The following is a 26,226-nucleotide window of genomic DNA, read 5'->3' as shown; positions in this document are numbered from 1 at the left end:
TAATGCATTTGTTAGGGAACCAGAGGGGTCTTCTGTTACTTCACTGACAGGTGTGACAATTTGAGACACCTTTCCGCGAGATTTCGCTGAATGCCAGTGATCTTCGGTTAAACATGACGAAACATCGTCCGATAAGTAATGCAATGAACGTAATGGCACTTTGGATTTTCCTTATCACGGGTCTGGTCTCGGGTTGCACCCTTGTGGGCAACCTTACGGACTATAATTCCCTGACGGCACCGGTTCTGACCGACGGTACCGGAACCAAAATTGAATCCCTGATCATCAATTCCTCTGACAGCCTTTCAAACTATAATCTGCGCGGTGAATGTTACTATCCGAAGCAGAAAATCGAAGTCATCATTCAGCCCAGCCTGAACAGCCTGTCGACCATGGAGCCAAAAGTATTCACCACCGTCTGTCAGGACGGAAGCTTCAGTCTGGATGTGAACACTCAAGGCTGGCCGGATGCTGAGTACACAGTAAAACTGGAAGTGACGTCTTTGGCCGGCGTGAAGTCTTCGAATGAAACTGCGGTCACCAAAGACATCATCGCACCGAACGTCAGCTTCGCCACGCCACTGCCAGCGGAAGTTGGCAATGCGCTGATTGCCGCTTTGCCCGTGGATGGGACATGCGAAGATGATGACGGACCGGTGTCAGTTCTTTTCCAGGGCACGACGCTGGCGACCTTCACCTGCAGCAACGGCACTTTCAGTGGCCCGGTGATTGTGGGCGCCCTGAATGATGGTGCAACCATTTTACAGGTTTCCCAAACCGACAGTGCCGGAAATACAGGGACGGCAAACAGCTCTTCCTTCAACAAGGATTCATTGGCGCCCCTTCTGCCGGTGACTTTCGGTTCTTTAGGCAGTGCTCTTTCCAACAACGATGCCGATCGCTCCGTCACTGTAACCGTGCCTGCCGATGCCACTCAATATCGCTATGTGATTGTGAAGGACACCGATTGCAGCAATCAGTGGGCAGCGATCATGGCGACCACTCCGGTTCCGGCGGGGACTCCGGCGACTTTCAGCTTTGCAGGGGATGGCGAATACCGCCTTTGTTTCATTGCCGGGGACCAGGCTGACAACTGGCAGCCCGACACCGCCGTCATTGAATCCGGCGCGGTCATCATCGACACCGCGGGCCCGGCACTGAATATCACAAGCCCGTTGGCTGGCAGCAAACACAAGTCTGCCGTCACTGTGTCTGGCACTTGCGAGGCAGGCGCTTCGTTGAGCTTTGCCGGCGACTATACAACGTCGCCGTCCACCGGAACGTGCAGCGTTGGTGGTACTTTTAGTTTCAACGTCACCCTGACGGCCGTTGATGGATTGAAGAACTTCACTTTGTCTTCGACCGATGGAGCCGGCAACACAACCCATCACACCGCTTATTCTTTGGTACGGGACAATGTGATCGTGGCTCCGTCGGTGACACTGAACACCGCCGCAACCACAAACAATCCTGATGCCCAATTCACCGTCAACGATTGCAGTGATGCGACTTTCATTATGATAAAAGAAATCAATGCGCCTCCGGCTTTGGGTGATTCCGGCTGGATTGCCTGCTCGACAGCGGCTCAGAACTATTCCTTTGATCTGAGTGCCAATGGGGATCAACAGGGCCTTCGCAACGTGCGCTTCTATGCCCGTGACGAAGCCGGTAACGTTTCCACCGCGACGGTCTTTACTATCACTTATGACAGCAAAGCGCCGATTCTGACTTTGGATCCGGTGCCGACTTTGGCGATCAATGTCAGCTATCCGTTTGTGGTGTATGTCACCGAAGCCACCGTGAGCGCCGCTGACACGTTGTATTTGGACTATTCCACTGATGGCGGCGCCACCTGGAATGTGGCGACGAGTCGCGCGCTGGGTCTTGCGGGTCCGATGAACAACAAGTCCTTCACCGTAAACTGGACACCGAATGCCTATAACACCAATGTGCAGGTTCGCGCCCGCTTGACGGATGGCCACGGCCTGACCGGTACCGGTGCCAGCAATGCCTTTGATGTGATTCTGGATACAATCAAACCTGTGATCACTGCCGGTGAAATGAAAATAAACGGACAACTGGATCCGGATGACACTGTCCGATCTTACGTGACCGTCAGCTTGAAAGCTGCGGATGCAGAAACGGCTATCACTAAATTCTGTCTTAAAACTGCCAACAGCGCACCGAACGCTTCCGACAGCTGCTGGGTCAGCGTGAAGGCGCCCAAACCGGGCCTTGCCGAACTGCCCACTCTGACGTTGGTGGATTTTGATTTCTTCCTGGGAATTAATTTTGGCAGTTATAACATTTATGCGTGGGTGATGGATGTCGGCGGCAATATCAGCACCAATTCCGCCACACTTGAAAAAGATTATAACACCATCAATTACGTCAACGACCCACCGCCCGTGGTGGCAAACTTCCTGACCGTGAATTCAGCCACTCCCAACAATCCGCCGAATACTTTCGATATGAACTTTGCCAATGGCGCCGCCGCTCATATCAGCTGGCAAGCCAGTGACAATGGCACTATCGCCAAAGTCGAACTGCTTTACGCCATCGACGGTGAACCGTTCACTTTGATTTCAAACACACTGGCCAACAACTCCAGCAACTCTACCGCGTGTTCCTATTCGGCGCCCCGCACGGGTTGCTATCTTTGGAGCTCCACCGTTCCAAACGACACTTTCTTTAAATTGCAGATTCGTGTGACTGACAACAACGGGCAAACATCCCAGGTTACCAGTCCCCCGCTGAACAGCGGCGCTTACAATCTGATCGCCGGCAATCAGGACCCAGGACATGACGGCAATGCCAAGAGCACCGTCTTTAACACCAGCGTGAACACGGACACGGCTCCGGGCACGGTGCTTGTCACCACTGATGGAAAGATCTTCTTTAATGATTCTTCGTACGGGATCATCTATATCGATCCAACCACCAACAACTCGAAGGTTCTTTTGCGTCTGACGAAAGAAAATGAAAATGCTTTCGGCGACGGCATCCCGGTGGAACAAGCCCGCGCCAAGGCCATCTTGCGAACCGCACTCGATTATCAAAATCGCATTCTGGTTTATGACCGCGAGATGATCCGCCGAATCGACACCAACGTCACTCCGATGACAATCGAAACCCTGATCGGCGCGGACCCGGCGGGAAATCTTGGAACTGACACTGCCGACACCGTGGCCGATCCGCGTGATTTAAAAATCAATATTATTAAAACTCCGACCGTGGATGAAACCTGGCCAATCCGTAAACGTTCACCATTTATTCCGATGCCCAACGGGGATCTGTATTTCATTTCCGAAAAACCGCAAGCCGCCAAAAACAACAGCGGTCGCATCCGTCTGTACAAAGGCTCCCTGGCGGTTCCTCGTGTGGAAAGCGTCCGATTCTCTGGTACAGGTGTCTTTGGTCAGCCTGCCTGGGATCTGGATACAATGGCTTATTCCTTCTTCAGCTTAAGATTTGATCCTGCGACCAGTGCCATTCAAAAAGCTTACGTTCAAGGCGTGCACAGTGTGCCGGGTAATGCTTATGGCCCGATGACGGAACTTGATCCGGTGACCCTGATTGGTAACGGTGTTTTCCCAAATCATCCGTTTGGCAACTCGTCACTGAACTATTATGAAGTCCAAGGCATGGATGGCCGCGTGTACCGCGCGAATCGATCCACCGAAAATGGCGTCAGCCAGTTGCAGGATGATGGAACATGGATACGGGTTCTGGGAACCGGCGTTCAGGGGGAATGTGCAGATGGCATCGATGCGACATCCTGCCCGGTGGCCCTGGATGACGTCTTTGTCGATCGTTATGGCCGGATCTTCTTCTCGGCGCGGGGAATTATCCGAACTGTGGTGAACGGGAAAGTCTACACCCTGTTTGGTCAGCGCAAAGACGCCGGCGATGGTGGTTCTGGATTTGATATGCGTTTGGCTTCTGTCACCTACATTGATCACAGCGTGGGCGACGGCGTGATGCTTCTGGATCACCAGCAAAACAAACTGCGTGAAGTATCGCCGGGCTCTTTGCCGGAAGTACGACTGGTGGCGGGTAATGGTGCCAACGGTGGAGTCAACTTCGGTGTTGCCGCCAATCTGCAGTCCATTCTTATGGGGAACTGGTGGGATGCCAATCAGTTTGCCACCAATCCTGCCAATGGCGACGTTTACATGAACTGCGCAAACCATCAGGTGCTGATCACTCCTCCAAGCACTTATACGGTTTATCACAGCATTTGCCGCTTAAATCGCGCCACCGGTCTGTGGGAACAAATTCTGAATGGGGAAGGGGCAACCCCAAGCTACACTCAAACTTCCATCAACCATGGGGACTTGCTGCTGTCGGGGTATTCTCCTGAAATCGTCGCTTACAAGTCCGGCAATCTTTTGATGAACAACCTTTATTGGAACGGGACAGCTCATAACAATGCCACCTTCCGTCTGATCACACCAACGACCACTCTTCACGTTGGGGGCCGTATCAGTCTGGATTCTGATGCCGATGACTGTCCGGATGGACTTTCCACAGATTGTTCTTTGGGTATCGTGGGGGTTCACCGGGTTGCAGCACCGGTGTACTTTGATCAGCTCAGTGGCTGGATGTATACGCCTCCGGTGCATGTGTCGATCCTGACGGCGAAGATGCACGTGCTGTATTCCGGAAATGTAAAAACCCTGCTGACCCTGCCGCAGATTCCAAGTGCGTATGCCTATGATTCTGCGGGATCGGCGATTTATTACTGCGGCAATGTCGATAAGAAACTTTACAAGGTGGCGATTCACAACGCCGGGGATCTGGGAAATACCGCCGTATGGCCGCTGGGTTCCGGAACTCACTTTACGGTGACCGAGCTTCCGATGCCGACAGACTCTATCACCTGCCAGGGCCGTCGCATTCTGATCAAGGCCGCTTCCGGGCCAAAACCAAAGCGCCTGGTCTTTATGGCCATGCAAAATGGTCTGCCGGCAGTTTCTGAATATTTCATTCCTTAATTAGAAATGTTTTTTCCATTCCACTTCGTGGGCCATGTATTCAGTCAGCATGTGCAGTTCTTCTTTCAGGCGGGCTTCGTTCCAGCCCAGCTTTTCCTGGAAGACTTTACCGATTTCCTCCATGTGCTTCACGCCGTGATTGCGATCCGCCAGGAACAATGGAACCCGGCGCGCAAAGAAGTCACGCATATGCAGACACATCGTCGAATCAATCGCCTGAGCTGCCTCCAGCTGCCAGTAAGTCATGTCGGAAGAATATCTGTTTAAGATCTCTTCGCCTTCCATGCCATAACGTTCTGCCAGCAGGCGCATGTCTTCCGCCGAGTGCCCGGCTTCACGCGCCCACAAATCCGCCTGAACCTTGGCTTGTTGGAAGGCATCAACACTGGTGTAGGGATTCAATGGTTTGATGGTGTTGGATTTAGCCCAGGTCACACGCTCTTCAAACGTAAAGAATTTTAAAGCCGCTTTTACGGTTTGTTCGCACATCAAGCGATACGTCGTGTATTTTCCACCGGCCACAAAAGTAATGCCGCGGTCGTCAGACAGAATCGTGTGCTCGCGGCTGGTTTTGCCTTCACTGCTGGAGCCATCTGCCACAAGCGGACGAACCCCGGCATAGCTTGCGATAATATCGTGAGCTGTCAGATTGGCACCCGGGAAATAGTGATCCGTGATTGAAAGCAGATACTTCACGTCTTCGGGTGTGGTGGTCACATTTTCCGGAGATTCCTTAAAGTCGGTGTCCGTGGTTCCAATAATGATCATCTCGTGACGGGGAATCCCGAACACGATGCGATCACTTTTTTCCGCACCCATCACCACCGCACTGGTCAAAGGCAGACGGTGCTTCGGCAAAGTCAGATGAATCCCTTTGGTGGGACGAAGAATCTTTTTCCAGTCTTTAAAGATGCTTTCACCCAGTTCGTCAGTCCACGGGCCCACACTGCTGATCACATGGCGGGCTTTGATAGAAAATTTTTCCCTGGAATGCTGATCTTCGCACTTCACTGACTGGATTTTTCCATCCGGGCCAAAGTTAACCCCGGTGGCTTTCACATAGTTCACACACAGCGCGCCGTTTTCATTCGCCGATCTCATGGTTTCATGAACCAGACGATCATCGTCCATATAGGCGTCAGAATAAATATAAGATCCCAGCAGGTTATTGGGACGAATTGCCGGCATGCGCTCGATAGAGGCCTGGGCATTCAGGCGTTCGTGCATTTCAGGTGCCTGGAACAATGACAAGGCATCATACAGCCACATGCCAAGACCCATCTTACCCATGCCCACACGGCTTTCCTGATAAAGTGGAATCATAAAGCGCAACGGATGCACCAGATGCGGAGCCATTTCAAACAGGCGGGTTCTTTCATTGAGTGCCTCGAAAACAAGTTTGAATTCCATGTTTTCCAGATAACGAATGCCGCCGTGAATAAGTTTGGAGGATTTTGACGACGTGCCAGATGCAAAGTCACGGGCCTCAATCAAAGCCACACGCATGCCGCGCGCCGAGGCGTCCCGCGCCACACCCGCTCCGTTGATTCCTCCTCCGATTATCACCAGATCAAAATCCTGGGATTTCATCTTGTTGATATTTTGAATTCTGTTCGCGAAGGAGAAATTCTTCATGGCTTATCCTTTTGTCGTCTTGACTGAAAGAGTCCCCGGCTGCCAGCTTTCGGCCTTGAAAGCTTTTACGGAGTTCGGTACTCCGTTGTCGTTGGGGAAGTAAACCCGTTGCAGATGCTTTTCGCGGCCCAATTTATAGGCCAGCTCACAAAGTTCATCGCGGGCCTGCAGGGAGTTGTACTGCACATGCTCCACCCACAGGGTCTGAGTCTGTCCATCCAGGAACAACAGCGGCTGGGCAATGAAATAACCCATCAGCTTGTTTGTGCCCTGCTCCTCAGCCAGAAAACTCCAGCCCAGGGCGATGTAATGGTTCAGAGCCTCGACACGGAATTTGGAATTCCAGGTGGCAATCATTCGTTCCATTTCATCCGGATAGGTTTCTGCGAGCTTTTTATTTTCCAGATCCAAAATCTGTTGCAAATCTTCCGGCTGAATCACGCGGCAATACAGGCTCATGCCCTCAGGTCTCCTTGTCATTTTACTTTTCATATTTCATACTAAGACACTATGAAATACAAAGACTATTCCACCGACATTTGGAACCGCATAAATACGACACTGGACCAAGTTTTAAAACAGGATTCTGCACCTGTGGCCGCCTTTGATGCGGATGGTACTTTGTGGGATACCGATCTTGGCGAAACTTTCTTTCATCACCAGATCGACAACAAACTTGTGACTCTTCCGCCACAACCCTGGGAACACTACGAAGACATGAAAGCCGCAGATCCGCGCAAAGCCTACCTTTGGCTAGCCCAAATCTGTCAGGGACAAAAACTGGAGCAGGTGCACCAGTGGGCCGTTGACGCGGTCAAGGGTCACTTTCCAGTGCCGGTGTTTTTGGAGCAAAAGAAATTGATCGATCTGTTTCTTTCCAGGGGTGTGAAAGTCTACATCATCACCGCATCGGTTAAATGGGCGGTGGAGCCCGGCGCAGAAATGCTGGGACTGACTAAAAACGATGTGCTGGGTGTGGAAACCCAAGTGGATAACGGCGTGATCAGCGATCGCCAAAAAGGCACGATCACTTATCGTGAAGGAAAAGTGGAAGCCCTTCTGGAAGCCACCGGCGGTAAAAGGCCGTTCTTTGCTTCCGGCAACACCATGGGCGATTACAACCTGCTGCAATCCGCGACGCATCTGAGCCTTGCCGTCAGCGCCGCTTCCCGTGATGACAAACTGTTCAAGACCGAAAAAGAACTGCAGGAGAACGCGGAAAAGTTCTCCTGGCTGTCCCATCGCTTCATCTAACGAACAATTTATTCATATTAAAGCGATAGCTTAACGTCAAATTGAACTGATTGGCCTTGTTAGGATATTTCAGGTTTTCCTTGGCACCTTTGCGATCCAGCTGGGTGCTGCCATATTCAAAACCGATATCCAGATTCTTCATGCCCAACAGATTACGACAAGTGGTGCCGGCAGCCCAGCCGCGCACCCCGCGAACCTTTTCAAACGTAAATTCACCATCGGCAAATGCGGCGTCCGTATTAAAGACATGCTGGTTGTAATAGAAGTCCCAGGCGCAGGGCCCCGCCTCCACTCCACGCATCGCCACTTCCACACCATGAGCTTTTGAATTCACGTGCTGGGCATGGGGACGACGGCCGTTACCATCACCTTGTTTGTTACGAGTAAAGTCCGCGCGGAAGACGCGCACTTCGGCCTCACCGTACTTGGATGTGAACATGTATCCCAAGTAAGTGGTCATATCATCCTGGGCTCTTTTTTCACCCGGGAAGCTTCCCACGTCTCCATGCGCGCCCGTCACACCGATATAAAGATCATGATTCTTCAGATACGGAGCTGATTTGTCGAAAACCTTGCGAAGGGCGTTGGCTACGCGCAATTCCACCGTGCCACCATAGGCTGGATAGGAATTCGCACGCGAGTCTGCCGGATCCAGACTGGATTCACCTTTGATGGTGTCCCCGTCAACAACGCTAAAGGATGCCAACAACACACGATCCAGCTCTTCTTTCAGCTGATAGTTCATCTGAATCCCTTTGTCATAACGAACCATCAAACCATAAGGAGCTGTCACATAGTACCGGCTGGGCTTGCCTTGCAGTGGATTCAGGCCGCTGACCGGGAACGCGCCGGCAAGAACAGTCACATCCTGCGAATCCGTCATCGCAATGTTGGCTCCGATATTTGCCAGGAACCATGGACGGTCCACGTAACCATCGGCGCGCAGACGATCGGAGTTATGGAAGTTCTGTTCATTCTTTTCGTTATAATCCAGCACCTGATTTTTCGGGATGGCGCTGATCGAAATAAAGATCTGCTTGAAATGGCGATTGGCGAAAGTTTTGGAAATCTTTCCTTCCACCTCGGTAACCATGTCGCCCATCGAAGTTTCATTACCACCTTCGCGGCGAAGATCATTGTTGATGACCGCCGCCACCTGCGCAGAAGCAGAGCCCTCCAGACAGATGCCTTCGTGGTAAATTCCACCCCGGTCATAACATTGATAGGATTGATCGCCACCTCTCCAATAGGCATTCGTATCCCAATGCACGGTTTTATCCGCCGCGCCTGCGGGACCTGCCGCAAGCAAAAGACTCACCAAGCCCAGCTTGTTCCAGTTCACTGAATTCTTTTTCATGGATATCTCCTGTTTAAGTTTTCAGTGGCTTAGAGATCAATGTTTATGCCAAGCAGGTGTTCCGTACCAGATCAGCAGAGGGTCGTTCCGATCTGCTCTTATTACAGGCCCTAAATGATAACCGCCGCAAATCCGCTCCCACAGCAACAACCAGCGCCCGGAAACTCGACGAACGTTTCTCCCAACAGATGCGAGGAACACCTCCACCGAGGCGGTGGAATATTCCATTGGATATCTCATATTTGTTGCTGCGAATTTTCTGTCGAGTATAAAGCGGACCTTGCACGAGGTGATGGGATGACATTGGAAGCCGACTTTGCACTGGATGAGCTGTTCTTCTCTAAAACTGATTTTAAGGGGCGAATCGAGTCAGGCAATCAGGTCTTTGTCAGGGTCAGTGAATATTCACAAGATGAAATACTGGGCCGTCCCCACAACATCATTCGCCATCAGGATATGCCCCGCAGTGTTTTCAAACTGTTCTGGAACTATTTGCAATCGAACAAACCCATCGCCGCTTTCGTAAAGAACAAATCCAGAACCGGAAAGTACTACTGGGTCTTTGCCATGGCTTTTCCAATGGCCGATGGGTATTTGTCGATTCGACTGAAACCGACCTCGGTCTTTCTGGGCGAAGTGCAAAAGATCTATACTGAACTGGTTTCCCGCGAAAAGACGGGGCTTAACATGGAACAAAGCGAAGGCCTTTTGCTTTCAGAACTTCACAAGCGGGGCTTTAATAGCTATGACGCTTTTATGACCCGCGCCCTGCTGGAAGAAATGAAGTCCCGTGACCAACTGCTGCTGCACTTTGAAAAGAAAACTTCTTTGACCGTCGATCGATCTGAACGTGTGGGCGAAATGCAGCAGGCCTCGGGCAAATGCACCAAAGCCGCGCGCACTGCGTTTGATCTGGCCGATTCGCTGAACCAACGATTCAGCCGCAACAATCAGGCCCAAAGCATCAGTGATATCTGCCGGGAAGTGCAGATGGTCACGACCAACCTTACCATCTCTGCCGCAAAACTTGGCGAGGCTGGAAAAACCCTCAGTGTGGTTTCCAAGAACCTGGAACGACTGGCGCTGGAAATTGCTGAAAGCTCGCGGGAGTTTGACGAGATCTTTGCCAACTTCAGCATCGCGGCTTCGCGCATGTATTTTTCCATGGCAACGTCACGTCTGCAGATTGAGATGATGAATCACCTGATCGAGGAAACCCAAAGTTCCGATCAGGAGGAATTCCTTTTAAAGAACTGCGATCTTCTGAAAAATCTTATTTCCGCCAACTTTGCCGACGTGGAAGAAACCGCCAAGAAATTGATCAATGAAAACAAATCCCTGAACCGGTCTATCAACATGCTGTCGAAGGTGACCGCTGGTATGGACGTGATTTGTGTCGTGGGGAAAATCGAAATGTCCCGGGTGAAGGAATTTTCCAGCGCCCTGGAATCGTTACTGGGAGACATGGAAAATCTGACCGCCAGCTTTAAGAAAACCCTGCGCTCGATCGAAAACGAGAGCCAATGGGGCCTGGTTCGTTCCAGCGAGCTTAAGAATCATCTTTACGTGATTTCACAAAGTCTTCGCCATGTTGACAACAGCATGATGGCATAAAAAAAGGCCCACCCTGAGGTGAGCCTTTTTGGCATTAAACATTTAAACCTGGCCGACAACCTTTTCGATGTCAGCAATCTCTTTCGGAACAGACGAAGTCATGTTCTCGGAACCCGATGAAGTCACACGCAGGTTGTCCTCGATACGAATGCCGATACCACGGTATTTCTGAGGTGCCGACGCGTCGTCTGCCGGAATATAAAGACCCGGTTCGATCGTGAAGCACATGTTGGCTTCGATCGGACGAGGTTCATTCTTTTTAAAGTACAAACCCGCATCATGCACATCCATACCCAGCCAGTGGCCGATACCGTGCGGATAATACTTTTTCTGCGCCAGCGCCTGAATCAGATCATCCTTGCGACCGGACAACAGACCCAGATCCAGCATCAGATCCGTCAGCAATGACGTGCCCATGTCGTGCAGGTCTTTAAAGAAGATCCCTGGCTTTACATAGTCACAAATCTGCTTTTGAACTTTCAACACACCTTCGTAAACACGCGCCTGCTCGTCCGTGAACTTGCCATTCACCGGATACGTGCGGGTGATATCGCCCGTGTAATAATTAAATTCCGCACCAGCATCAATCAACAGCAAATCACCGTCTTTGCAGACCTGATCGTTGAAGTTGTAGTGCAAAGTTGTCGCGGCATTTCCGGAAGCCACGATATAGTTGTAACCTTCACGGGCAGAGCCTCTCATATAGAAGTTGTGCGCAAGCACCCCTTGCACCTGGCGCTCTGTCACACCCGGGCGGGTGAAACGCATTGCTGCCAAATGGGCTTGAGCGGAAATTTCGCACGCCTCACGCAACTGAGTCAGTTCGTATTCAGATTTCACCAGACGAAGTTCGCCCAGCAAAATATCCGCATCGTGAATCGCCAAAAGACCATTCCCCATGCGACCCTGCAGAGCTTTCACCGTTTGCAGAATGTCCTGCATCTTGTGATCCATCTCCTGGTTTTTGTACTGACTGTAATAAACACGATCCACTTCTTTCAGAAGCTGAGGCGCCACTTTGGTCAGTTCATCAAACGGATAGGCTTTGTCGATTTTAAATTCGCGCTCGCAGCCTTCCGGTCCATAGCGGAAACCATCCCAGGTTTCTCTTTCCACGTCACGACGGCGCACGAACATCACGGTTTCTGGAGTCAAACCCGGACGATGAATCAAAACGGATTCAGGCTCTTCCCAGCCAGTCAGATAAAACAGATTGGAATCCTGACGGTACGGAAAATGACAGTCATGATTGCGGATGTATTCCGGATGAGAAGCCACTACCAAGGCGCTACCTGGGATTTGCTCCCCGGCTTTTTTTCTTCTCTCGGAAAAGATGTTCATATCATAGATGGGTTTTCTGCTCATAAATTCTCCTAAAGTCCCCACTTGCGGGTAAGACCCTTCAACTGACGGGCGGCAGAGTCTGCGCCCTTGTTCATGATCTCACGACGCTTGTCGAAATCCATAATACCATAGCTGGATGTATCAAGCGAGATGACAGTGTCAACTCCTGGCAAAGGCTTATTATACAGTCCCGCAATTTCACTCCATAAGACGTTGTCAGTAGCGCTGGACTCCAGCGTGAAGGGCTTGGAGCCCCCCGGGGCCTGCAGCACATTGACCATCACGATATAGTTGGCGCCTTTTTGGCGCAGGTAATTCGCCAAAGCCGTGATATCGCGAACCCCCGCCACACTGTTCTGATAAGGCTTAAAGAACGGCGGATACGCCATGCACGAGTACATCAACTGATCGATGCCACCGCGGTTCATCAGGTAAACCTGATTCTTCTTCAAGTTGTATGACGGACAGGCAAACGGGACTTTAAAGTCTTCCACTTTGGCGCGGTTGAATGCCACACCGACAAAGTCCTTCAGCACCGTCACTTCGTTATTTTTGTTCACGCCGCCCAGAAGGGATTTTTTCAGAACTTCTTCATCCTTCAGCTTGAACATCTGCCACTCTACATCGTTGGCCAGTTCTTTGTTGGCGTAAAGAGCCGCCATCGGAGCTGCAAATTCAACCCCGCCGATAGCGTAAACTGGAACTTTCGCTCTTTGCAGTTCATGCAAGAAACCAATGTGCGCGTAGGTCTTGGCCCCGCCCCCACCCAGGATCACACCGATCTTGGGCATCGTCGGAATCACCGGCGCCGGAGGAGGTGGTGGCGTTTCAGCCACGTCTTCTTCATCTGATTCCATCGGTGGCGGAGTGCCGACATTTTCCGGCGGACGCGGTTGAGTCACACCCGGACGACCCGGAGTTGGTTGCGGAGTTTTGCGAATGTCTTCCCGGGTTCTTAAGTTTTGGCAGCTTGCCAGAAACAGGAACAAGACAATCCAACTAGATTTTTTTGGCAAAAACGAAGAACTCATTATTTCCGTCCTTTCCCTGAATCGGAGATGGGAAGTAATCGAGAACCTTAAATCCATTATGCGAACAGAGATCCTTTATTCGCGTCTCGACTTCTTTGTACAGTGAAACATCTTTGACTATACCGCCCTTGGCAAGGCCGTCAACGCCGACCTCAAATTGGGGCTTCACCAGACTTAAAAGACAGCCTTCAGTCTTAAGAAAATGCGCCAATTCCGGAACAATCAAAGAGATAGAAATAAAAGAAACATCCATAACGACCAAATCAAACTTATCCGGCGGGGTGGCCTGATTGACCGCCTCTTCACGGGAAAGATTGCGGGCATTGATGCCCTCAATAACTGTCAGTCGTGGATTGGAAAGAAGGCTGCTGTGAACCTGACCATGACCCACGTCCACACCCAACACCACGCTTGCGCCCTTTTGCAGAAGACAATCGGTAAAGCCCCCTGTGGAAATACCCACATCCAGAACCTTCAGACCTTGCACGAAAACCCCGGCTTGCGCCAAAGCACCTTCCAGCTTCAGGCCCCCACGGGACACAAAACGATTCGCCGGACCGGCTTCAACTTCAATTTTTCCGTGATGCGAGTCCAAGACAGCAAAGCTTGCCTTTTTCAGAATACGCTTTTGCGAATTTTCAAAAAGAAAAACCTGACCGGCCTCGATCAGTTCCTGAGCATGCGTGCGCGACTGCGCCAGACCCTTTTCAACAAGATAAAGATCCAAACGCAGTTTATCGCTCATGTTACACCTGACGGTTTTGATTAAAGCTGATCAGATACTCCAAGAGCGGAGCATCGGCGGAAACCTTGTGCAGTTCCGCCAAAGTAGAAGCACTGACATCCTTCAGATATGTCTTGGTGCCTTCAAGTCCCAGGATACCGGTGAAGCTGCGAAAATCCTGACCTTTTTCGCCGTGATCCAGAACATCATCCGCCACTTGGAAAGCAAGCCCCAAACCTTCACCGAATTTTTTTAGACTTTCAATTTCAGTCGGCTTTGCCCCGGCAATCACTGCCGCACCCTCTACCGCCACACGAATCAACGCGCCGGTTTTAAGACGGTGCAGATGAGTCAGTTCTTCCAGTGACATTTGCCTGTCACCGGCGCGCAGGTCAATCGCCTGACCACCGACCATGCCACGAATTCCCGCTGCCGAAGACAACAGGCGTGTCAGATGACCCACCAGGAAACTGTTATCCCCATAGTTTTCCGCAATCAGCATGAAAGCTTCAGTCAAAAGAGCATCCCCGGCCAGCAGAGCAAAGTCTTCGCCAAACACTTTGTGATTGGTAGGCTTCCCGCGGCGCATGTCATCGTTATCCATGCACGGCAGATCATCATGAATCAAAGAATAGGTGTGAATCATTTCCACGGCAGCGGCGAAAGGCAAGATGCGCTCTTTACCGGCCCCGAACAATTCACCGACCAGCAAGGACAGAACCGGACGGAAACGTTTCCCGCCATTGGTGGCGGAATAAAGCATGGACTTTCGCAATTCAGAAATGGCATTGCCTGCCGGCAGTTCCATGTCAGACAGATATTTTTCCACAAACTGATTCACAGCCTGGGTGCGCGCGGCGATTTCCTGATCAATCTGAATGGCGAGATCCAAGGCTAGTTCTCCTCTGGAGTGAAGTCAGTGGTCACAGGCTGACCATCAGCCCCCACGGACATCAAAAGCTTCACTTTGGATTCAGCTTCGTTCAAACGGTGATGACATTCGCGGGAAAGTTTCACGCCCTCCTCGAACAGCTTCAAAGACTCTTCCAAAGCCAGATCGCCTTTTTCCATCTTTTGCACGATCTCTTCCAGACGGCCTAGTTTCTTTTCAAAATCCATTCTATTCCTCCTTCACGCCATCCACGATGGCGGTCACTGAGCCCTGAGCCAGACGGATATCCAAAAGGTCTCCCTTTTTCACCTGACTCGCAGATTTAATAACTTCAGAATTTTTGGTCACGATTGAATAGCCACGCTCAACCACCTTCAGGGGGCTGAGACTATCCAGCATAGCCATGACCTTGCCCATGCGGGCCTTTTTTCTTTCAATCGAAAAATGCAGCGCCTTTTCAGAACGTGTTTTCAGATATTCCAGATCCTTTTTCTTTTCATCGATCAGATCCTGAGGGCTTCCCAGTTTCTGACTCATCAGCTCCACCCGGTGCCGGCGCTCCGCCAGACGGCGGTTGATCGCGAACTCCAGACGGTTCAAAAGATCATCATTGCGAAGCTCCAGATCCTGCAAGCGGCGCTTCGGGTCTACCAAGCGCTTGGAAAGACCCAGCATCTTTTCACGCAGGAACTTCATCTTCTTTTCAAAAGTCAGATGCAGCATGCGCTCAAGCGACACAACCTTGTTGGCCAGTTCGCCAGAGCTTTTCGCCACCAGTTCTGCCGCCGCCGAAGGCGTTGGCGCACGCAAGTCCGCCACAAAGTCAGCGATAGTAAAATCAATTTCATGTCCCACGGCGGAAATCACCGGGACCGGGCTTGCCGCAATCAAACGCGCAAGCCGTTCATCATTGAAGCACCACATGTCTTCAATGGATCCACCACCGCGCCCGACAATCACAACATCCACACCCGGAAGAGCCGTGGCTTTTTTAAAGGCCTCGCAAATTTGTGGAGCGGCCGCTTCCCCCTGCACGATGGTTGGAACCACCGTCACCTGGATGGCTTTGGCGCGACGGGAAAGAACATTCAAAATATCACGAATCGCCGCCCCGGTCGGAGAAGTCACAATCGCAATATGTCTTGGGAAAGTGGGAATCGGCTTTTTACGGGCTGACTCAAACAAGCCCTCGGCCTTCAATTTCATTTTCAGCTGCTCGAAAGCTTTTTGCAAAGCTCCGGCACCGACAGGTTCCATCATCTCGCACATCAGCTGATAGTTGCCGCGCGGTTCATACACCGTGATACGGCCGCGAACGATGACTTCCATCCCATCGGTGGGTTTGAATTTCAAGCGGGCATTGTGACCACGGAACATCACGGCCGTGATCTGGGAACGGGAATCTTTCAGACTGAAATAAAAATGGCCGGAGGTGTGTGCCTTGAAGTTGGAAATCTCCCCCTTCACCCACACCTGACCGATCTGACCTTCCAGCAGCTGCTTCACATAGATATTCAGCTGCTCGACGGAAAGCACGGAAGGTTCGTTGGTCTTCGTCAATAGGTCCGCAGCTCCAAGACTGGCTTGGGCTGAAACATCTGTTTTGCGAAGAGGCTGATTAGGAGAGTCCGACATGGGAGCAGAGGCTAATGCTCCCTCGGGGTGGAGTCAATACATTGAGAGTCAACGACCTATAGACTGGAGTGCCAAACGTTCTGGACGGACCACAATCCGCCCACGAAAAAACACACCCAACCCAGGGATTTGTGTTTGGCCAAATTGGCATAGGCCTGACCCATGCGCTCCTGCCCGATGCGCGCCAGGACAGGGTTCTCCAACACAACAACCATCAGGAGTCCATAGAAAAAAACCACGAAGGGAAAAATAAAATCGAGCTTTTCTGGTGTCATAAGCAATTTATCGGAGCTTTACCGGAAAGTAAGAGTCCGGTTCGATTGACGATATAGAAAGACATGATAGAATGATTTACAGAAGGGTTCGACGGCGTAAATCTCTATCGAAAATAAACCTTACAAGCATATTTTTGGGGACTGTCCCTGACAATGGTGAGCAAGCTCAGCTCGTACTGAGAAGCCTAAAGTTGTTATCATGGTTACCCACCTTAGCTAAAACAGGTTTACTTTTTCAGAGTGGTCTTCGAGCCTTTTTTTATTTGTCTCAAGCCGAGACAGTCCTGCAAAAAACTTCGTCATTTCCTCAATAATTTCGATTAAGAAATAGGGCTTTCGCGCGTTCAGCCCACCCCCCGTAAGTCCGATAAGTTCTACATGACTTTGAACCGGATGATGGCTGGTTTTATCAGCGCGTGGACTCTTATTTTGACAGCTTGTGGTGGTGGCGGCCTTGAGGGCGGCGACTATTCATCCAATGCCCCTGCATCCCCAGAACCGACCTATTACGGCAAGCCCACTGATATGGATGCCGCCCAGTCCGTGACCGTCACACTGCCGGCAAAGTTCCTGTATCGTGGTTTAAGTTTCACTCCAGGCAGCTCTACCAACGGACTGACCTCCGTGGTTTCTGCGGCCAATGCCATCCCGATCGCCTTTGCTGAATTCCATATCTATGATGCTTCCGGCACCCGCATTCAACAGGGCGAAACCACTACTCAGGGGATCGCCTCTTTCATGATTCCAAAGACGGCTGGCACCTACACGTTCAAGGTGTTTTCGCGCGCTTATAATGACTATCTGAAAGTGAGTGTCTTAGCGGATATCTATGCCAACACTCCTCACTATGCTGCCAAAACCATTACCATAACTTCTGACAATGTAGCTTCCGGATCTAAGGACATGAGTGCAGACCCAGTCTACGCCGAAGCCAACGAAAGTATCTCCTCCAGAATTGAAGGCGGAGCCTTCAACATCATGTACAATATCCTACTGGCAAATGAATACATCCGCAGAAACATCAGCAAGAACAATGGTGGCACCCCATCAGTTAACCCCAACCTTTGGTGGGTGGCTGACAAAGTGACCGTGTTCTGGAAGGCCGGATTCAATCCTTACTCTTATTTTGGTTCAAATACTCCACTGTCATTCTATTCTCCTGGCGAACGCAAACTGTACATTTTAGGGGGCGTGAACGGTGATGTGAAGTCTTCGGACACCGACCACTTTGATGATTCAGTGATCCTGCACGAATACGGTCATTTCCTTGAGGACGTGTACGGGAACTCCGGATCTCCTGGCGGATCTCACACCGGGAACTTTGTCATTGATGCAAGACTTTCCTGGAGTGAAGGCTGGGCCAACTATTTCCAAGCGGCCGTACTGAGTGGTGCGAATGCCGCCTATAACAGTGCCGATGAAAGTCGCGCCCCGACGGATCCTCGTTATCACTACTATGTTGATACTTATGGCTATCGCGCTTCCGGCAACACGGCCGGCGTCAGCATTTCCTTCAATCTTTGGCAGGATGGAACGGCCGCTAGCTATGACAATACGTCAGCAGACCTTGCCGGCACCGGAACCTTCCGTGAAGTTTCTGTGTCACGCGCTTTGTATAAAGCCACTCGCAAGGATGACGCTCAGTATGAAGCCACAAAATATGGTGGAGGCGTCAGTTTCACAAACATCTGGAAGACCTTTGCGGGTGAAGACACCTCCGGCCACAAAAAAGGAACGCCACTAACCAGCAGTCTGGTAAACACGACGACCTATCCTGTACCTAGTGTTGGCTTATTTAACTATCTACTTTCTGTAAACATCGGCGGCGCAACCGCTAAATGGGACGCCATTCTCTCAGAAGAGAAGCAGACTAAAACTACGAAGGACTATGCTTACTACCTGGGCTCAACCACCTGCTCAGATGTCACCTTCACCGTTGGCGCACCTGAAACCAAAATGAGCTCAAGAGATCCCGTTACCCGCTCAAACCAACAAGTCAATAATGACTTCTACTTGCTCTATCATGGCGGTGGATCGGGAACTCTTAGCTTGGAATACACTTCATCAACTGTTGGCCCCAGCAGTGAACCCCTAAATTTAGATCTTATTCTTTACAAGAAAGACTATGTCTACTTCGAAGACGCCTACTGGAAGGCTGGATATTCCAGCGAATACCTTGCCAAACAAAGTCGTCAAACAGCATCCCAAGCAACCGAATCAGTGAGCCTAAATGGACTTTCGGCAGGGTTCTATATTGTAAATGTAAAAATCGATGCTTACGAAAAAGCCGAATACAAACTTAAAAGTACCGCAACGTACAGACTGAAAAAAGATGGAGTAGTCATATGTGGAACCGAAAGATAGCCATCACCTCAGTCCTCTCACTGCTTGTTGGCGTTTCCGTTTTCTCGTTCGCGGGAAAGTCTGAAAATCGCACACCCGCCTCGACTGGCAAGTCCACATGGCGACCGGCTCCGGTTGGGAAGCATCTGGCTCTTTTCCATGTTGAATTAAAATCCGAAGACGAAATCCCTGAATCCGGCAGCGACGAAGTGAATCTTGTCGGCCGCGTTCTGGTAAATCAGACCCTGCAGGGGGATCTGGCGTACACCTGGTCTCTGCCGGAAGGCGTGAGCGTGGTTGACGGTATCACCTCTGACACTTTGTCCGGCGTTAAAATCGGCCAGGTGGTTGAACTAAAGATCACCGTGACGGGATTCTCGAAAGAAAAACAGAAAGCCATCTCTTTGGCGGTGAAAGCCTTGGCTCAGGAAGAGGTTCTGGGTAATTCAGCGGTGATTGTCAGCCGCAACGAAGACACCATGGAAGCCACCGCGCCCGACATGAAAAGATCCGCAGAAGAACAACTGGGATCAGAGACAGTCCACCGTCGTCGTAAATAGAAAGCCACGAATCTCTCCGTTGCGACGGAGAGAGCACGCATGCCTAGGCTCCACCACAAAACGGCGCATCCCTTCTGAAGACAGCTCCCACAAATCATGCTTGCCGGTATCGAAATTCAAAGTTCCCGCAATGCGTCCGTTGATCAGATCCAAAGAAATTGAAAACAGATCACGGGTCACCGACTCTTCACGACCGTACAGTTTCCACCACTCTAAAGAATAAAGCTCTTCCAGAGTGTAGGTGCATACCTCAAAGAAGCGCAGATTGCGAAAAACCTGCAGACCTTCTTCGGTGTACACTTCCACCGAGTCGGCTTCTTGTAATTTGTCGAAAAAGTCAGAGGCCGGGATCAAGCCCCAGCGGCGCAAAGCCTTCCAACAAAAGCGCGGGGAATCTTTTAAAGAGAAACTTTCCGCGTGGGCTTCCTGGCAGATTTCCAGATAGTCCTTCAAGGTTTGAAGGGCGATGTCTTTTTGATTTTCATTCAGCTGATTAAAAAATGGTAGAGCGGGGTCACGGTAGGGTTTGACAGACAAGCCCTCTTTTTGCAGAACCAGGGCGAGGCGCTCACACAACAGACGAAATTTTTCAACCCGGTCCGGAGTTTGCTTCTGAGCACCTTGCGCTGACTGCATTCATCCTCACATCGGGATAACTTCAATTGTCGGATTGAATTGATCCCGCAAAATTCCCTCGATGGCCATCAGTGTTCCTGAAGTGGCACTCGGGCAGGTTCCACAAGCTCCCTGATAGAAGACATATAGCTTGTTATCTTCATATTTCACCACATCCAGATCCCCGCCGTCACCCTGCAAACCGGGACGGACCGTTTGGTCCAGAATCTCTTCGATCTGCTGGACCTCGGGAGGAAGACTGGCGCGACGAAGCTTCTTTTCATCCATCTGAGTCACGGCCGGATTATGTGCCGGCATGCGGGTTTGAATCACCGAACAGACGTTGCGCTGAATTTCTTCGGGATCTGCATCGAAGTTGTGAGTGATCGTGATCACGTTCTGGAAGAAGTGAACCTGACGAACACCCTCCACCTGGAACAATGAAGACGCCAGAATGCTCTGTTCAGCTTCCTTAGCATCAGCATAGGTCGCCTTGCCGTCATTCAAAACAGCGCGATCCAACACGAATTTCCACGCGTTAGGGTTTGGAGTTGCCTGAATACGAATCAGTACATCTTGGGTGCTCATAACAACATCTCCCGGGCTTTCACCACGGCTTTAACCATAGAATCAATATCTTCACGATTATTATACACTGAAAGGGAGGCTCTGACGGTGCCGGGAACTCCCAGACGCGCCATCAGCGGCTGCGTACAATGGTGTCCGGCTCTGACTGCCACACCCTCTTGATCCAGAATCTGACCAATGTCCGAGTGGTGAGCGCCTTTCAGATTAAAGGACAAGATCGCCCCTTTGTTCTGGGAGGTTCCGTAGATTTTCACGTCCGGGATCTCCAGAAGCTTTCCAGTCGCATAGTTCAAAAGATCCATTTCATATTTATGAATCTTATCCAGACCGATGTTCTCAACGAACGTCAGGGCCGCATGCAATCCCACCGCGCCTTCCACGTGCGGAGTTCCGGCCTCAAAGCGAGTCGGCACATCGTTGAACGTGGTTTTTTCAATCGTCACTTTGGAAATCATGCTGCCGCCACCCTGATAAGGGGGCATCTGATCCAGGGTCTCTTTTTTTCCGTACACGGCGCCAAAACCAAACGGGCCGAAAATTTTGTGTGCAGAAAAGACAAAAAAGTCGCAATCAATATCAGAAACATTCACCGGCAGCTGAGACACGATCTGCGCCCCGTCCACCAGAACCTTCGCACCCACTTCATGAGCAAGCTTGGTCAAAAGCTTCATGTCCGTATTGGTGCCCAGAACATTCGAAGACGCGGTGAACGCCACCATCTTCGTGCGAGAGTTCAATTTCTTTTTGAAGTCTTCAAGATCCAGCTCACCGTTGTCCAGAATATCCGCCGCCACGACTTTCGCGCCGACTTTTTCTGCGACCATCTGCCAAGGCACGATGTTTCCGTGATGCTCCATCACGGTGATCAGAATTTCATCCCCGGCCTTCAAATTTGAAAGACCCCAGGAATTCGCCACCAGATTCACACCCTCGGTGGTTCCGCGAACAAAGATGATTTCCTCGGACTGACGTGCGCCCAGGAATTCGGCCACCTTCTGGCGAGCCGCTTCGAAATGCCCTGTCGCCACGTCACCCAGATAGTGCGCGCCACGATGAACATTGGAGGTTTCATAAGAATAAAAATGCGCAATACGGTCGACCACCGACTGCGGCTTCAAAGTTGTCGCACCACTGTCCAGATAAACCAGTTTCTTGCCATGAACCAACTGAGTCAGGGCTGGAAACTGGGATCTTGCAGAGGCAAATATGTCGTCTAGATTGCTCATAACACTTACCGATTCAGGGCAAGGCTGCTGAACGCCTCGTCCAGATGGCGAGACAACCATTTCTGGATGTTCTCGTCGGAAATTTTATAAATCACTTCAGAAAGATACCCGTAGCTCAGCATCGGGATGGCTTTCTCTTTCGGAATTGCGCGAGACTGCAGATAGAACAGCTCTTCACGGTTTAACTGACCCACTGTGGATCCGTGCGCCGCTTTCACATCGTCAGCGTAAATCTGCAGACAAGGTTTGCTGTCAGCTTCCGCTTTGCCGCTCAAAAGAAGATTGTTATTCAACTGAGCCGAGTTGGCTTTCTGCGCACCCTTTTCGATGCGAACAGTTCCGCAGAACACGGCACGGGATTCCCCGTCCAGAATACCTTTGTAAAGCTGATTGGTATTGCACTCGCCAACCTTGTGGTTGATCAAGGACGTGTTATCCAAGTGCTGGTTGCCGCGAACCGCGTACACACCCAGAATTTCAGTATTGGAACCAGGACCGTTCAGTATCACATCCAAAGAATGACGGGACAAACTTGCGCCCGTCGCAAAAGCCAGGCTTTCCACGTTGGCGTCTTTTTCAATCACCATGCGCGTACGGCCGATATTCACTGCGCTTTCGCTTTCTGCCTGAACACGCACGTACACAAACTTGGCACTTTCGCCCACATGCACATCACTGACAGAGTTCGCAAAATAAGTCGTGCCAGCTTTACCGTAATGGCTTTCCAGCACACGCACGTAAGAGCGCGCACCGATTTCAAAACTAAGACGAGGATGAACCATCAGTGACGGGCCCCCTTCAACAGACGTGAAGAAGACGAAATTCACAGGTTTTTCCACAGACGTTTCTTTGGCAACAGTCACCACAAACGGTTTTGCCATATAAGCGCCGTTCAAAGCATCAAAGGTGTCATCAAACTGCACCGGATACTGGGAAACATCCTTCAAAGTCACGCCCGCAGGCAGTTCTGCCGACAGGGTTTTGTTCAAAACGCCGTTGAAGAAAACGATGTTCGCAAATTCCGGGTTCAGATATTTTTTGATTTCAACCAAAGTGTCATGGCTTGGTTCAAGCGGATTCACTGCGCTTGGCAGGAACGTGCCTTCGTTCAAAGTCTTCACGCTGGTATAGTGCCAGTCTTCATCCTTGCGGGTCGGAAGACCTTTATTCAGAGCATAGTCATACCCTGCCTTGCGGAAAGCGGACAAAGCGCCTTCGGCAGGGTTGGATTGACTGAATTTTTCATAGCTCGTTAACAGGTTCATAGTCACTTCCTATACCGTCAGCCAGTCGTAACCTTTTTCTTCCAGCTTCAGCGCCAATGAGCTGTCGCCAGTCTCAATGATCTTGCCGTTCGCCAAGACGTGAACAAAGTCGGGCTTGATATAATCCAACAGACGCTGATAGTGAGTTACCAGAATGATCGCGTTGTCTTTACGACGAAGCTTGTTCACACCCTCAGAAACGACACGCAAAGCATCGATATCCAGGCCGGAATCTGTTTCATCCAAAAGCGCCAGACGCGGGGACAAAACCGCCATCTGCAGAATTTCATTTTTCTTTTTCTCACCACCAGAGAAGCCTGTGTTCACGGGACGATCCAGATACTCAGGCTTCATGCTGACCAGTTTCATTTTCTGATAAAGGAATTCACGGAACTCGCCTTCCAGCATTGGTTCCGAACCCTGGTGCTGCAATACAGAGTTGAAAGCCGTGTGCAGGAACGTGAAGTTGGAAACGCCCGGAACTTCAATCGGATACTGGAATGCCAGGAAGATGCCTTCTTTGGCTCTTTGATCCGGCTCCAGATCCAGCAAGTTGGTCATGTTGAAGTTCACTTCGTATTTCACTTCACCGGAAGTGACTTCATACGCCGGGTGACCGGCAAGCACTTTGGACAGTGTGGATTTACCGGAACCGTTCGGGCCCATGATGGCATGAACTTCACCCGGCTTCACTGTCAGGTTCAGACCCTTCAGGATTTCTTTTTCTTCAACTCTTGCATGTAGGTTTTTTATCTCTAGTAAATTCATATTTTTATCCAACACTATTTTCTAATTTCATTTCGATAAGTTTTACGGCTTCGACAGAGAATTCCAGAGGAAGCTCTTTAAAGACCTCTTTACAGAAGCCGTTGACCAGCATCGAAATTGTTTTTTCCATATCCAGACCGCGGGACTGCAAATAGAAGATCTGATCTTCACTGATACGTGAAGTCGTTGCTTCGTGTTCAATCGTCGCAGTTTTGTTTTTTACTTCAATATAAGGATAAGTGTGCGCACTGCTTTGATCGCCCACCAGCATGGAATCACACTGGGAATAATTGCGCGCATTTTCCGCCGAAGGCAGGATTTTCACCTGACCACGGTAAGCATTAGAGGACTTGTCCGTGGAAATACCTTTGGAAATGATCGTGCTCTTGGTGTTTTTACCAATGTGGATCATCTTCGTGCCGGTATCCGCCTGCATCATGTCGTGAGTCAGTGCCACAGAATAGAAAGCCCCTTCAGAGCCTTCACCCTGCAGAATACAGGAAGGATATTTCCAAGTGATCGCAGAACCGGATTCCACTTGTGTCCAGGAGATCTTGGAATACTTCCCAAGAGCTTTTCCACGCTTGGTCACAAAGTTATAAATACCGCCACGGCCTTCTTTGTCGCCCGTGTACCAGTTCTGAACTGTCGAGTACTTGATCTCGGCATTGTCCATGGCCACAAGCTCAACCACCGCCGCGTGCAGCTGGTTTTCGTCACGCTGAGGAGCGGTACAGCCCTCAAGGTAATTCACATAACCACCGTCATCACATACCAGCAAAGTTCTTTCAAACTGACCGGTGTCTTTGGCGTTGATACGGAAGTAAGTGGAAAGATCAATCGGACAACGAACGCCTTTCGGGATGTAACAGAAAGATCCGTCAGTAAAGACGGCCGCATTCAAAGCGGCATAATAGTTGTCCGTGTGAGGCACAACAGAGCCCAGATACTTCTTAACAAGATCCGGATGCTTGTGAATCGCCTCAGAAATAGAACAGAAGATCACACCGGCCTTATCCAGCACTTCCGTGTGAGTGGTACCCACCGATACAGAGTCAAAAACCACATCCACAGCAATGCCAGAGATGCGCTTTTGTTCGGTCAGCGGAATACCCAGTTTTTCAAAAGTCTTGATCAGTTCCGGATCCAGATCGTCCAAAGATTTTGGTTTGGCAGCTTCATCCGTCGCTTTTTTCGGCGCGGAATAATAGCGGATCGCCTGGAAGTCGATTTTTGGATAAGACACATGCGCCCACTCAGGCTCAACCATTGTCAGCCAGTGGCGGAACGCCTTCAGACGGTATTCAAGCATCCATTCCGGTTCATTCTTTTTAGCCGAGATCAGACGAATGATGTCTTCGTTCAGACCCAGCTGAACCTGATCTGTTTCAATGTCGGTGGTGAAACCGTATTTGTATTCGTAACTTTCCAGCGGATTGCTGGAGGATTTGTTGTTATCCATGGGCCACCGCCTCAGAGGATTTCTTCGCTGGCATTGCCACTCTTTCCACCAATAGTTCTTTCAGACTCAGGCTTTTGTAGAAGTCTGTAAGTCTGTCGTTCAAAGTTGTAATAGGAGACACGATGTTGCAGGTGCCTTGAATTTCACAAGGCGCTTCCTTGTGCAGGCATTTCACCAACGCGGTTGGTCCTTCAATCACCTCAACAAGGTCGTGTATGGAAACCTTCGCAAGGTCTTTGGTGATTTGATATCCGCCATTGGCTCCGTATTCGGCGCGCAAAATTCCACCCTTTTGGGCCATTTGCTGCATCACACGAGCAGTTGCATCAAAAGGTGTATGGAAAGAATCCGACACTTCTTTGGCGGTTGTGAGCTCTCCGGGGATCTTTTGGCTCATATGTTTCAGAGCCATCAGAGCATATTCAAGCTTGCGATTGATTTTATTCATGTAAGGTTCCCTTCACCGGCACCCTCAGAGGGTCCTCTGCGGACACGGCGTCGACTTCTATCTAATAGAAAGCCAATTGAAAAACAAGGTGAAATACGCCTAATTTTAACGTATTTAAGATTGTGACAGGAATCTTTCCTTTAGTTTTGAAAAAATGTGCTGATTTCAAAGTCTTAGGATGCTATACGAAAGG

22 protein-coding genes and 1 other RNA gene are annotated in these 26,226 nt (G+C 50.5%); 6 read left to right on the top strand and 17 right to left on the bottom strand.

Annotated elements, in window-relative coordinates:
* Nucleotides 1-143 precede the first annotated feature (143 nt).
* Entirely contained in the window at nt 144-4,997 is a 4,854-nt protein-coding gene (locus tag BDT_RS00955; RefSeq protein ID WP_041576772.1) for a hemagglutinin, read from the top strand.
* Here BDT_RS00955 and BDT_RS00950 read toward each other — a convergent pair whose 3' ends face one another.
* A complete protein-coding gene (locus BDT_RS00950) occupies nt 4,998-6,632 on the bottom strand; it encodes a glycerol-3-phosphate dehydrogenase/oxidase (RefSeq protein ID WP_015089389.1) in 1,635 nt (544 codons plus the stop codon).
* Nucleotides 6,633-6,635: 3 nt separating this feature from the next.
* A complete protein-coding gene (locus BDT_RS00945; RefSeq protein WP_148278647.1) occupies nt 6,636-7,091 on the bottom strand; it encodes a hypothetical protein in 456 nt (151 codons plus the stop codon).
* Nucleotides 7,092-7,142: 51 nt separating this feature from the next.
* On the opposite strand from BDT_RS00945, the gene BDT_RS00940 reads away from it, so the two are divergent.
* Nucleotides 7,143-7,886: an HAD family hydrolase gene (locus tag BDT_RS00940; RefSeq protein WP_015089387.1), complete on the top strand. Its 744-nt coding sequence runs from the start codon at nt 7,143-7,145 to the stop codon at nt 7,884-7,886.
* Here BDT_RS00940 and BDT_RS00935 read toward each other — a convergent pair.
* Nucleotides 7,879-9,243, bottom strand: a complete 1,365-nt coding sequence (locus BDT_RS00935) for a hypothetical protein (protein ID WP_015089386.1) — start codon at nt 9,241-9,243, stop codon at nt 7,879-7,881. The two genes, BDT_RS00940 and BDT_RS00935, sit on opposite strands and share 8 nt — an antisense overlap.
* Before the next feature lie 297 nt (nt 9,244-9,540).
* Between BDT_RS00935 and BDT_RS00930 the strand changes: the two genes are divergently transcribed.
* Nucleotides 9,541-10,857, top strand: coding sequence for a PAS domain-containing protein (locus BDT_RS00930; protein WP_015089385.1), 1,317 nt, complete (start codon nt 9,541-9,543; stop codon nt 10,855-10,857).
* A 42-nt stretch (nt 10,858-10,899) separates the two neighbouring features.
* Here BDT_RS00930 and BDT_RS00925 read toward each other — a convergent pair whose 3' ends face one another.
* The 7 genes from BDT_RS00925 to BDT_RS19140 are packed head-to-tail and all read right to left on the bottom strand — an operon-like array spanning nt 10,900 to nt 16,698.
* Complete coding sequence (locus BDT_RS00925; protein WP_051026249.1) at nt 10,900-12,222, bottom strand: aminopeptidase P family protein; 1,323 nt, start codon at nt 12,220-12,222, stop codon at nt 10,900-10,902.
* Between the two features lie 8 nt (nt 12,223-12,230).
* Nucleotides 12,231-13,232, bottom strand: a complete 1,002-nt coding sequence (locus BDT_RS00920; RefSeq protein WP_235046213.1) for a patatin-like phospholipase family protein — start codon at nt 13,230-13,232, stop codon at nt 12,231-12,233.
* The gene (locus BDT_RS00915; RefSeq protein ID WP_015089381.1) at nt 13,201-13,977 is read right to left on the bottom strand and encodes a TlyA family RNA methyltransferase; all 777 of its coding nucleotides are present in this window, start codon (nt 13,975-13,977) and stop codon (nt 13,201-13,203) included. The genes BDT_RS00920 and BDT_RS00915 overlap by 32 nt, the downstream gene beginning before the upstream one ends.
* 1 nt (nt 13,978) lies before the next feature.
* Nucleotides 13,979-14,848 carry a polyprenyl synthetase family protein gene (locus BDT_RS00910; RefSeq protein WP_015089380.1) on the bottom strand — a complete coding sequence of 290 codons (870 nt, stop codon included), beginning with the start codon at nt 14,846-14,848 and terminating at the stop codon, nt 13,979-13,981.
* Between the two features lie 2 nt (nt 14,849-14,850).
* Nucleotides 14,851-15,075 carry an exodeoxyribonuclease VII small subunit gene (locus BDT_RS00905; protein WP_015089379.1) on the bottom strand — a complete coding sequence of 75 codons (225 nt, stop codon included), beginning with the start codon at nt 15,073-15,075 and terminating at the stop codon, nt 14,851-14,853.
* Nucleotide 15,076: 1 nt separating this feature from the next.
* Nucleotides 15,077-16,483, bottom strand: coding sequence for an exodeoxyribonuclease VII large subunit (gene xseA, locus BDT_RS00900; protein WP_015089378.1), 1,407 nt, complete (start codon nt 16,481-16,483; stop codon nt 15,077-15,079).
* A gap of 56 nt (nt 16,484-16,539) precedes the next feature.
* Nucleotides 16,540-16,698, bottom strand: coding sequence for a hypothetical protein (locus BDT_RS19140; protein ID WP_157865624.1), 159 nt, complete (start codon nt 16,696-16,698; stop codon nt 16,540-16,542).
* A 140-nt stretch (nt 16,699-16,838) separates the two neighbouring features.
* On the opposite strand from BDT_RS19140, the gene ssrS reads away from it, so the two are divergent.
* The 3 genes from ssrS to BDT_RS00890 all read left to right on the top strand — a co-directional run bounded on the left by ssrS (nt 16,839) and on the right by BDT_RS00890 (nt 19,661).
* Nucleotides 16,839-17,018, top strand: a non-coding RNA gene (gene ssrS / locus BDT_RS19020) — 6S RNA.
* 118 nt (nt 17,019-17,136) lie between these two features.
* Entirely contained in the window at nt 17,137-19,122 is a 1,986-nt protein-coding gene (locus tag BDT_RS00895) for a hypothetical protein (RefSeq protein ID WP_015089376.1), read from the top strand.
* Entirely contained in the window at nt 19,104-19,661 is a 558-nt protein-coding gene (locus BDT_RS00890) for a hypothetical protein (RefSeq protein WP_015089375.1), read from the top strand. The genes BDT_RS00895 and BDT_RS00890 overlap by 19 nt, the downstream gene beginning before the upstream one ends.
* On the opposite strand, the gene BDT_RS00885 is transcribed toward BDT_RS00890, so the two are convergent.
* From BDT_RS00885 to BDT_RS00855, 7 genes are read right to left on the bottom strand one after another with little or no spacing between them, the layout of a single operon-like run.
* Nucleotides 19,632-20,297 (bottom strand): hypothetical protein, encoded by a 666-nt coding sequence (locus tag BDT_RS00885; protein WP_015089374.1) that lies wholly within the window; start codon nt 20,295-20,297, stop codon nt 19,632-19,634. The genes BDT_RS00890 and BDT_RS00885 overlap by 30 nt on opposite strands.
* A 6-nt stretch (nt 20,298-20,303) precedes the next feature.
* The gene (locus tag BDT_RS00880) at nt 20,304-20,864 is read right to left on the bottom strand and encodes a NifU family protein (RefSeq protein WP_011162797.1); all 561 of its coding nucleotides are present in this window, start codon (nt 20,862-20,864) and stop codon (nt 20,304-20,306) included.
* On the bottom strand, nt 20,861-22,090 hold the full coding sequence (locus BDT_RS00875; RefSeq protein WP_015089372.1) for an aminotransferase class V-fold PLP-dependent enzyme: 1,230 nt from the start codon (nt 22,088-22,090) through the stop codon (nt 20,861-20,863). The genes BDT_RS00880 and BDT_RS00875 overlap by 4 nt, the downstream gene beginning before the upstream one ends.
* A gap of 5 nt (nt 22,091-22,095) precedes the next feature.
* On the bottom strand, nt 22,096-23,355 hold the full coding sequence (gene sufD / locus BDT_RS00870) for a Fe-S cluster assembly protein SufD (protein ID WP_015089371.1): 1,260 nt from the start codon (nt 23,353-23,355) through the stop codon (nt 22,096-22,098).
* Nucleotides 23,356-23,364: 9 nt separating this feature from the next.
* On the bottom strand, nt 23,365-24,123 hold the full coding sequence (sufC, locus tag BDT_RS00865; RefSeq protein WP_041578198.1) for a Fe-S cluster assembly ATPase SufC: 759 nt from the start codon (nt 24,121-24,123) through the stop codon (nt 23,365-23,367).
* Nucleotides 24,124-24,127: 4 nt separating this feature from the next.
* Nucleotides 24,128-25,585 (bottom strand): Fe-S cluster assembly protein SufB, encoded by a 1,458-nt coding sequence (gene sufB, locus BDT_RS00860; RefSeq protein WP_015089369.1) that lies wholly within the window; start codon nt 25,583-25,585, stop codon nt 24,128-24,130.
* Complete coding sequence (locus tag BDT_RS00855) at nt 25,578-26,033, bottom strand: RrF2 family transcriptional regulator (protein ID WP_015089368.1); 456 nt, start codon at nt 26,031-26,033, stop codon at nt 25,578-25,580. Before BDT_RS00855 ends, sufB begins: the two co-directional genes overlap by 8 nt.
* Nucleotides 26,034-26,226 lie beyond the last annotated feature (193 nt).

The sequence above is a fragment of the Bdellovibrio bacteriovorus str. Tiberius genome, assembly GCF_000317895.1.
GTDB classification, from domain to species: domain Bacteria; phylum Bdellovibrionota; class Bdellovibrionia; order Bdellovibrionales; family Bdellovibrionaceae; genus Bdellovibrio; species Bdellovibrio bacteriovorus_F.
This window is presented reverse-complemented; position numbering and strand designations above follow the sequence as displayed.

Excerpts from the sequence above, each read along its gene's own strand:
- BDT_RS00955 (WP_041576772.1), top strand. The coding sequence starts at position 144 with ATGAACGTAATGGCACTTTGGATTTTCCTTATCACGGGTCTGGTCTCG.
- BDT_RS00950 (WP_015089389.1), bottom strand. The coding sequence starts at position 6,632 with ATGAAGAATTTCTCCTTCGCGAACAGAATTCAAAATATCAACAAGATG.
- BDT_RS00945 (WP_148278647.1), bottom strand. The coding sequence starts at position 7,091 with ATGAGCCTGTATTGCCGCGTGATTCAGCCGGAAGATTTGCAACAGATT.
- BDT_RS00940 (WP_015089387.1), top strand. The coding sequence starts at position 7,143 with ATGAAATACAAAGACTATTCCACCGACATTTGGAACCGCATAAATACG.
- BDT_RS00935 (WP_015089386.1), bottom strand. The coding sequence starts at position 9,243 with ATGAAAAAGAATTCAGTGAACTGGAACAAGCTGGGCTTGGTGAGTCTT.
- BDT_RS00930 (WP_015089385.1), top strand. The coding sequence starts at position 9,541 with ATGACATTGGAAGCCGACTTTGCACTGGATGAGCTGTTCTTCTCTAAA.
- BDT_RS00925 (WP_051026249.1), bottom strand. The coding sequence starts at position 12,222 with ATGAGCAGAAAACCCATCTATGATATGAACATCTTTTCCGAGAGAAGA.
- BDT_RS00920 (WP_235046213.1), bottom strand. The coding sequence starts at position 13,232 with ATGAGTTCTTCGTTTTTGCCAAAAAAATCTAGTTGGATTGTCTTGTTC.
- BDT_RS00915 (WP_015089381.1), bottom strand. The coding sequence starts at position 13,977 with ATGAGCGATAAACTGCGTTTGGATCTTTATCTTGTTGAAAAGGGTCTG.
- BDT_RS00905 (WP_015089379.1), bottom strand. The coding sequence starts at position 15,075 with ATGGATTTTGAAAAGAAACTAGGCCGTCTGGAAGAGATCGTGCAAAAG.
- xseA (WP_015089378.1), bottom strand. The coding sequence starts at position 16,483 with ATGTCGGACTCTCCTAATCAGCCTCTTCGCAAAACAGATGTTTCAGCC.
- BDT_RS19140 (WP_157865624.1), bottom strand. The coding sequence starts at position 16,698 with ATGGTTGTTGTGTTGGAGAACCCTGTCCTGGCGCGCATCGGGCAGGAG.
- BDT_RS00895 (WP_015089376.1), top strand. The coding sequence starts at position 17,137 with ATGACTTTGAACCGGATGATGGCTGGTTTTATCAGCGCGTGGACTCTT.
- BDT_RS00890 (WP_015089375.1), top strand. The coding sequence starts at position 19,104 with ATGTGGAACCGAAAGATAGCCATCACCTCAGTCCTCTCACTGCTTGTT.
- BDT_RS00885 (WP_015089374.1), bottom strand. The coding sequence starts at position 20,297 with ATGCAGTCAGCGCAAGGTGCTCAGAAGCAAACTCCGGACCGGGTTGAA.
- BDT_RS00880 (WP_011162797.1), bottom strand. The coding sequence starts at position 20,864 with ATGAGCACCCAAGATGTACTGATTCGTATTCAGGCAACTCCAAACCCT.
- BDT_RS00875 (WP_015089372.1), bottom strand. The coding sequence starts at position 22,090 with ATGAGCAATCTAGACGACATATTTGCCTCTGCAAGATCCCAGTTTCCA.
- sufD (WP_015089371.1), bottom strand. The coding sequence starts at position 23,355 with ATGAACCTGTTAACGAGCTATGAAAAATTCAGTCAATCCAACCCTGCC.
- sufC (WP_041578198.1), bottom strand. The coding sequence starts at position 24,123 with ATGAATTTACTAGAGATAAAAAACCTACATGCAAGAGTTGAAGAAAAA.
- sufB (WP_015089369.1), bottom strand. The coding sequence starts at position 25,585 with ATGGATAACAACAAATCCTCCAGCAATCCGCTGGAAAGTTACGAATAC.
- BDT_RS00855 (WP_015089368.1), bottom strand. The coding sequence starts at position 26,033 with ATGAATAAAATCAATCGCAAGCTTGAATATGCTCTGATGGCTCTGAAA.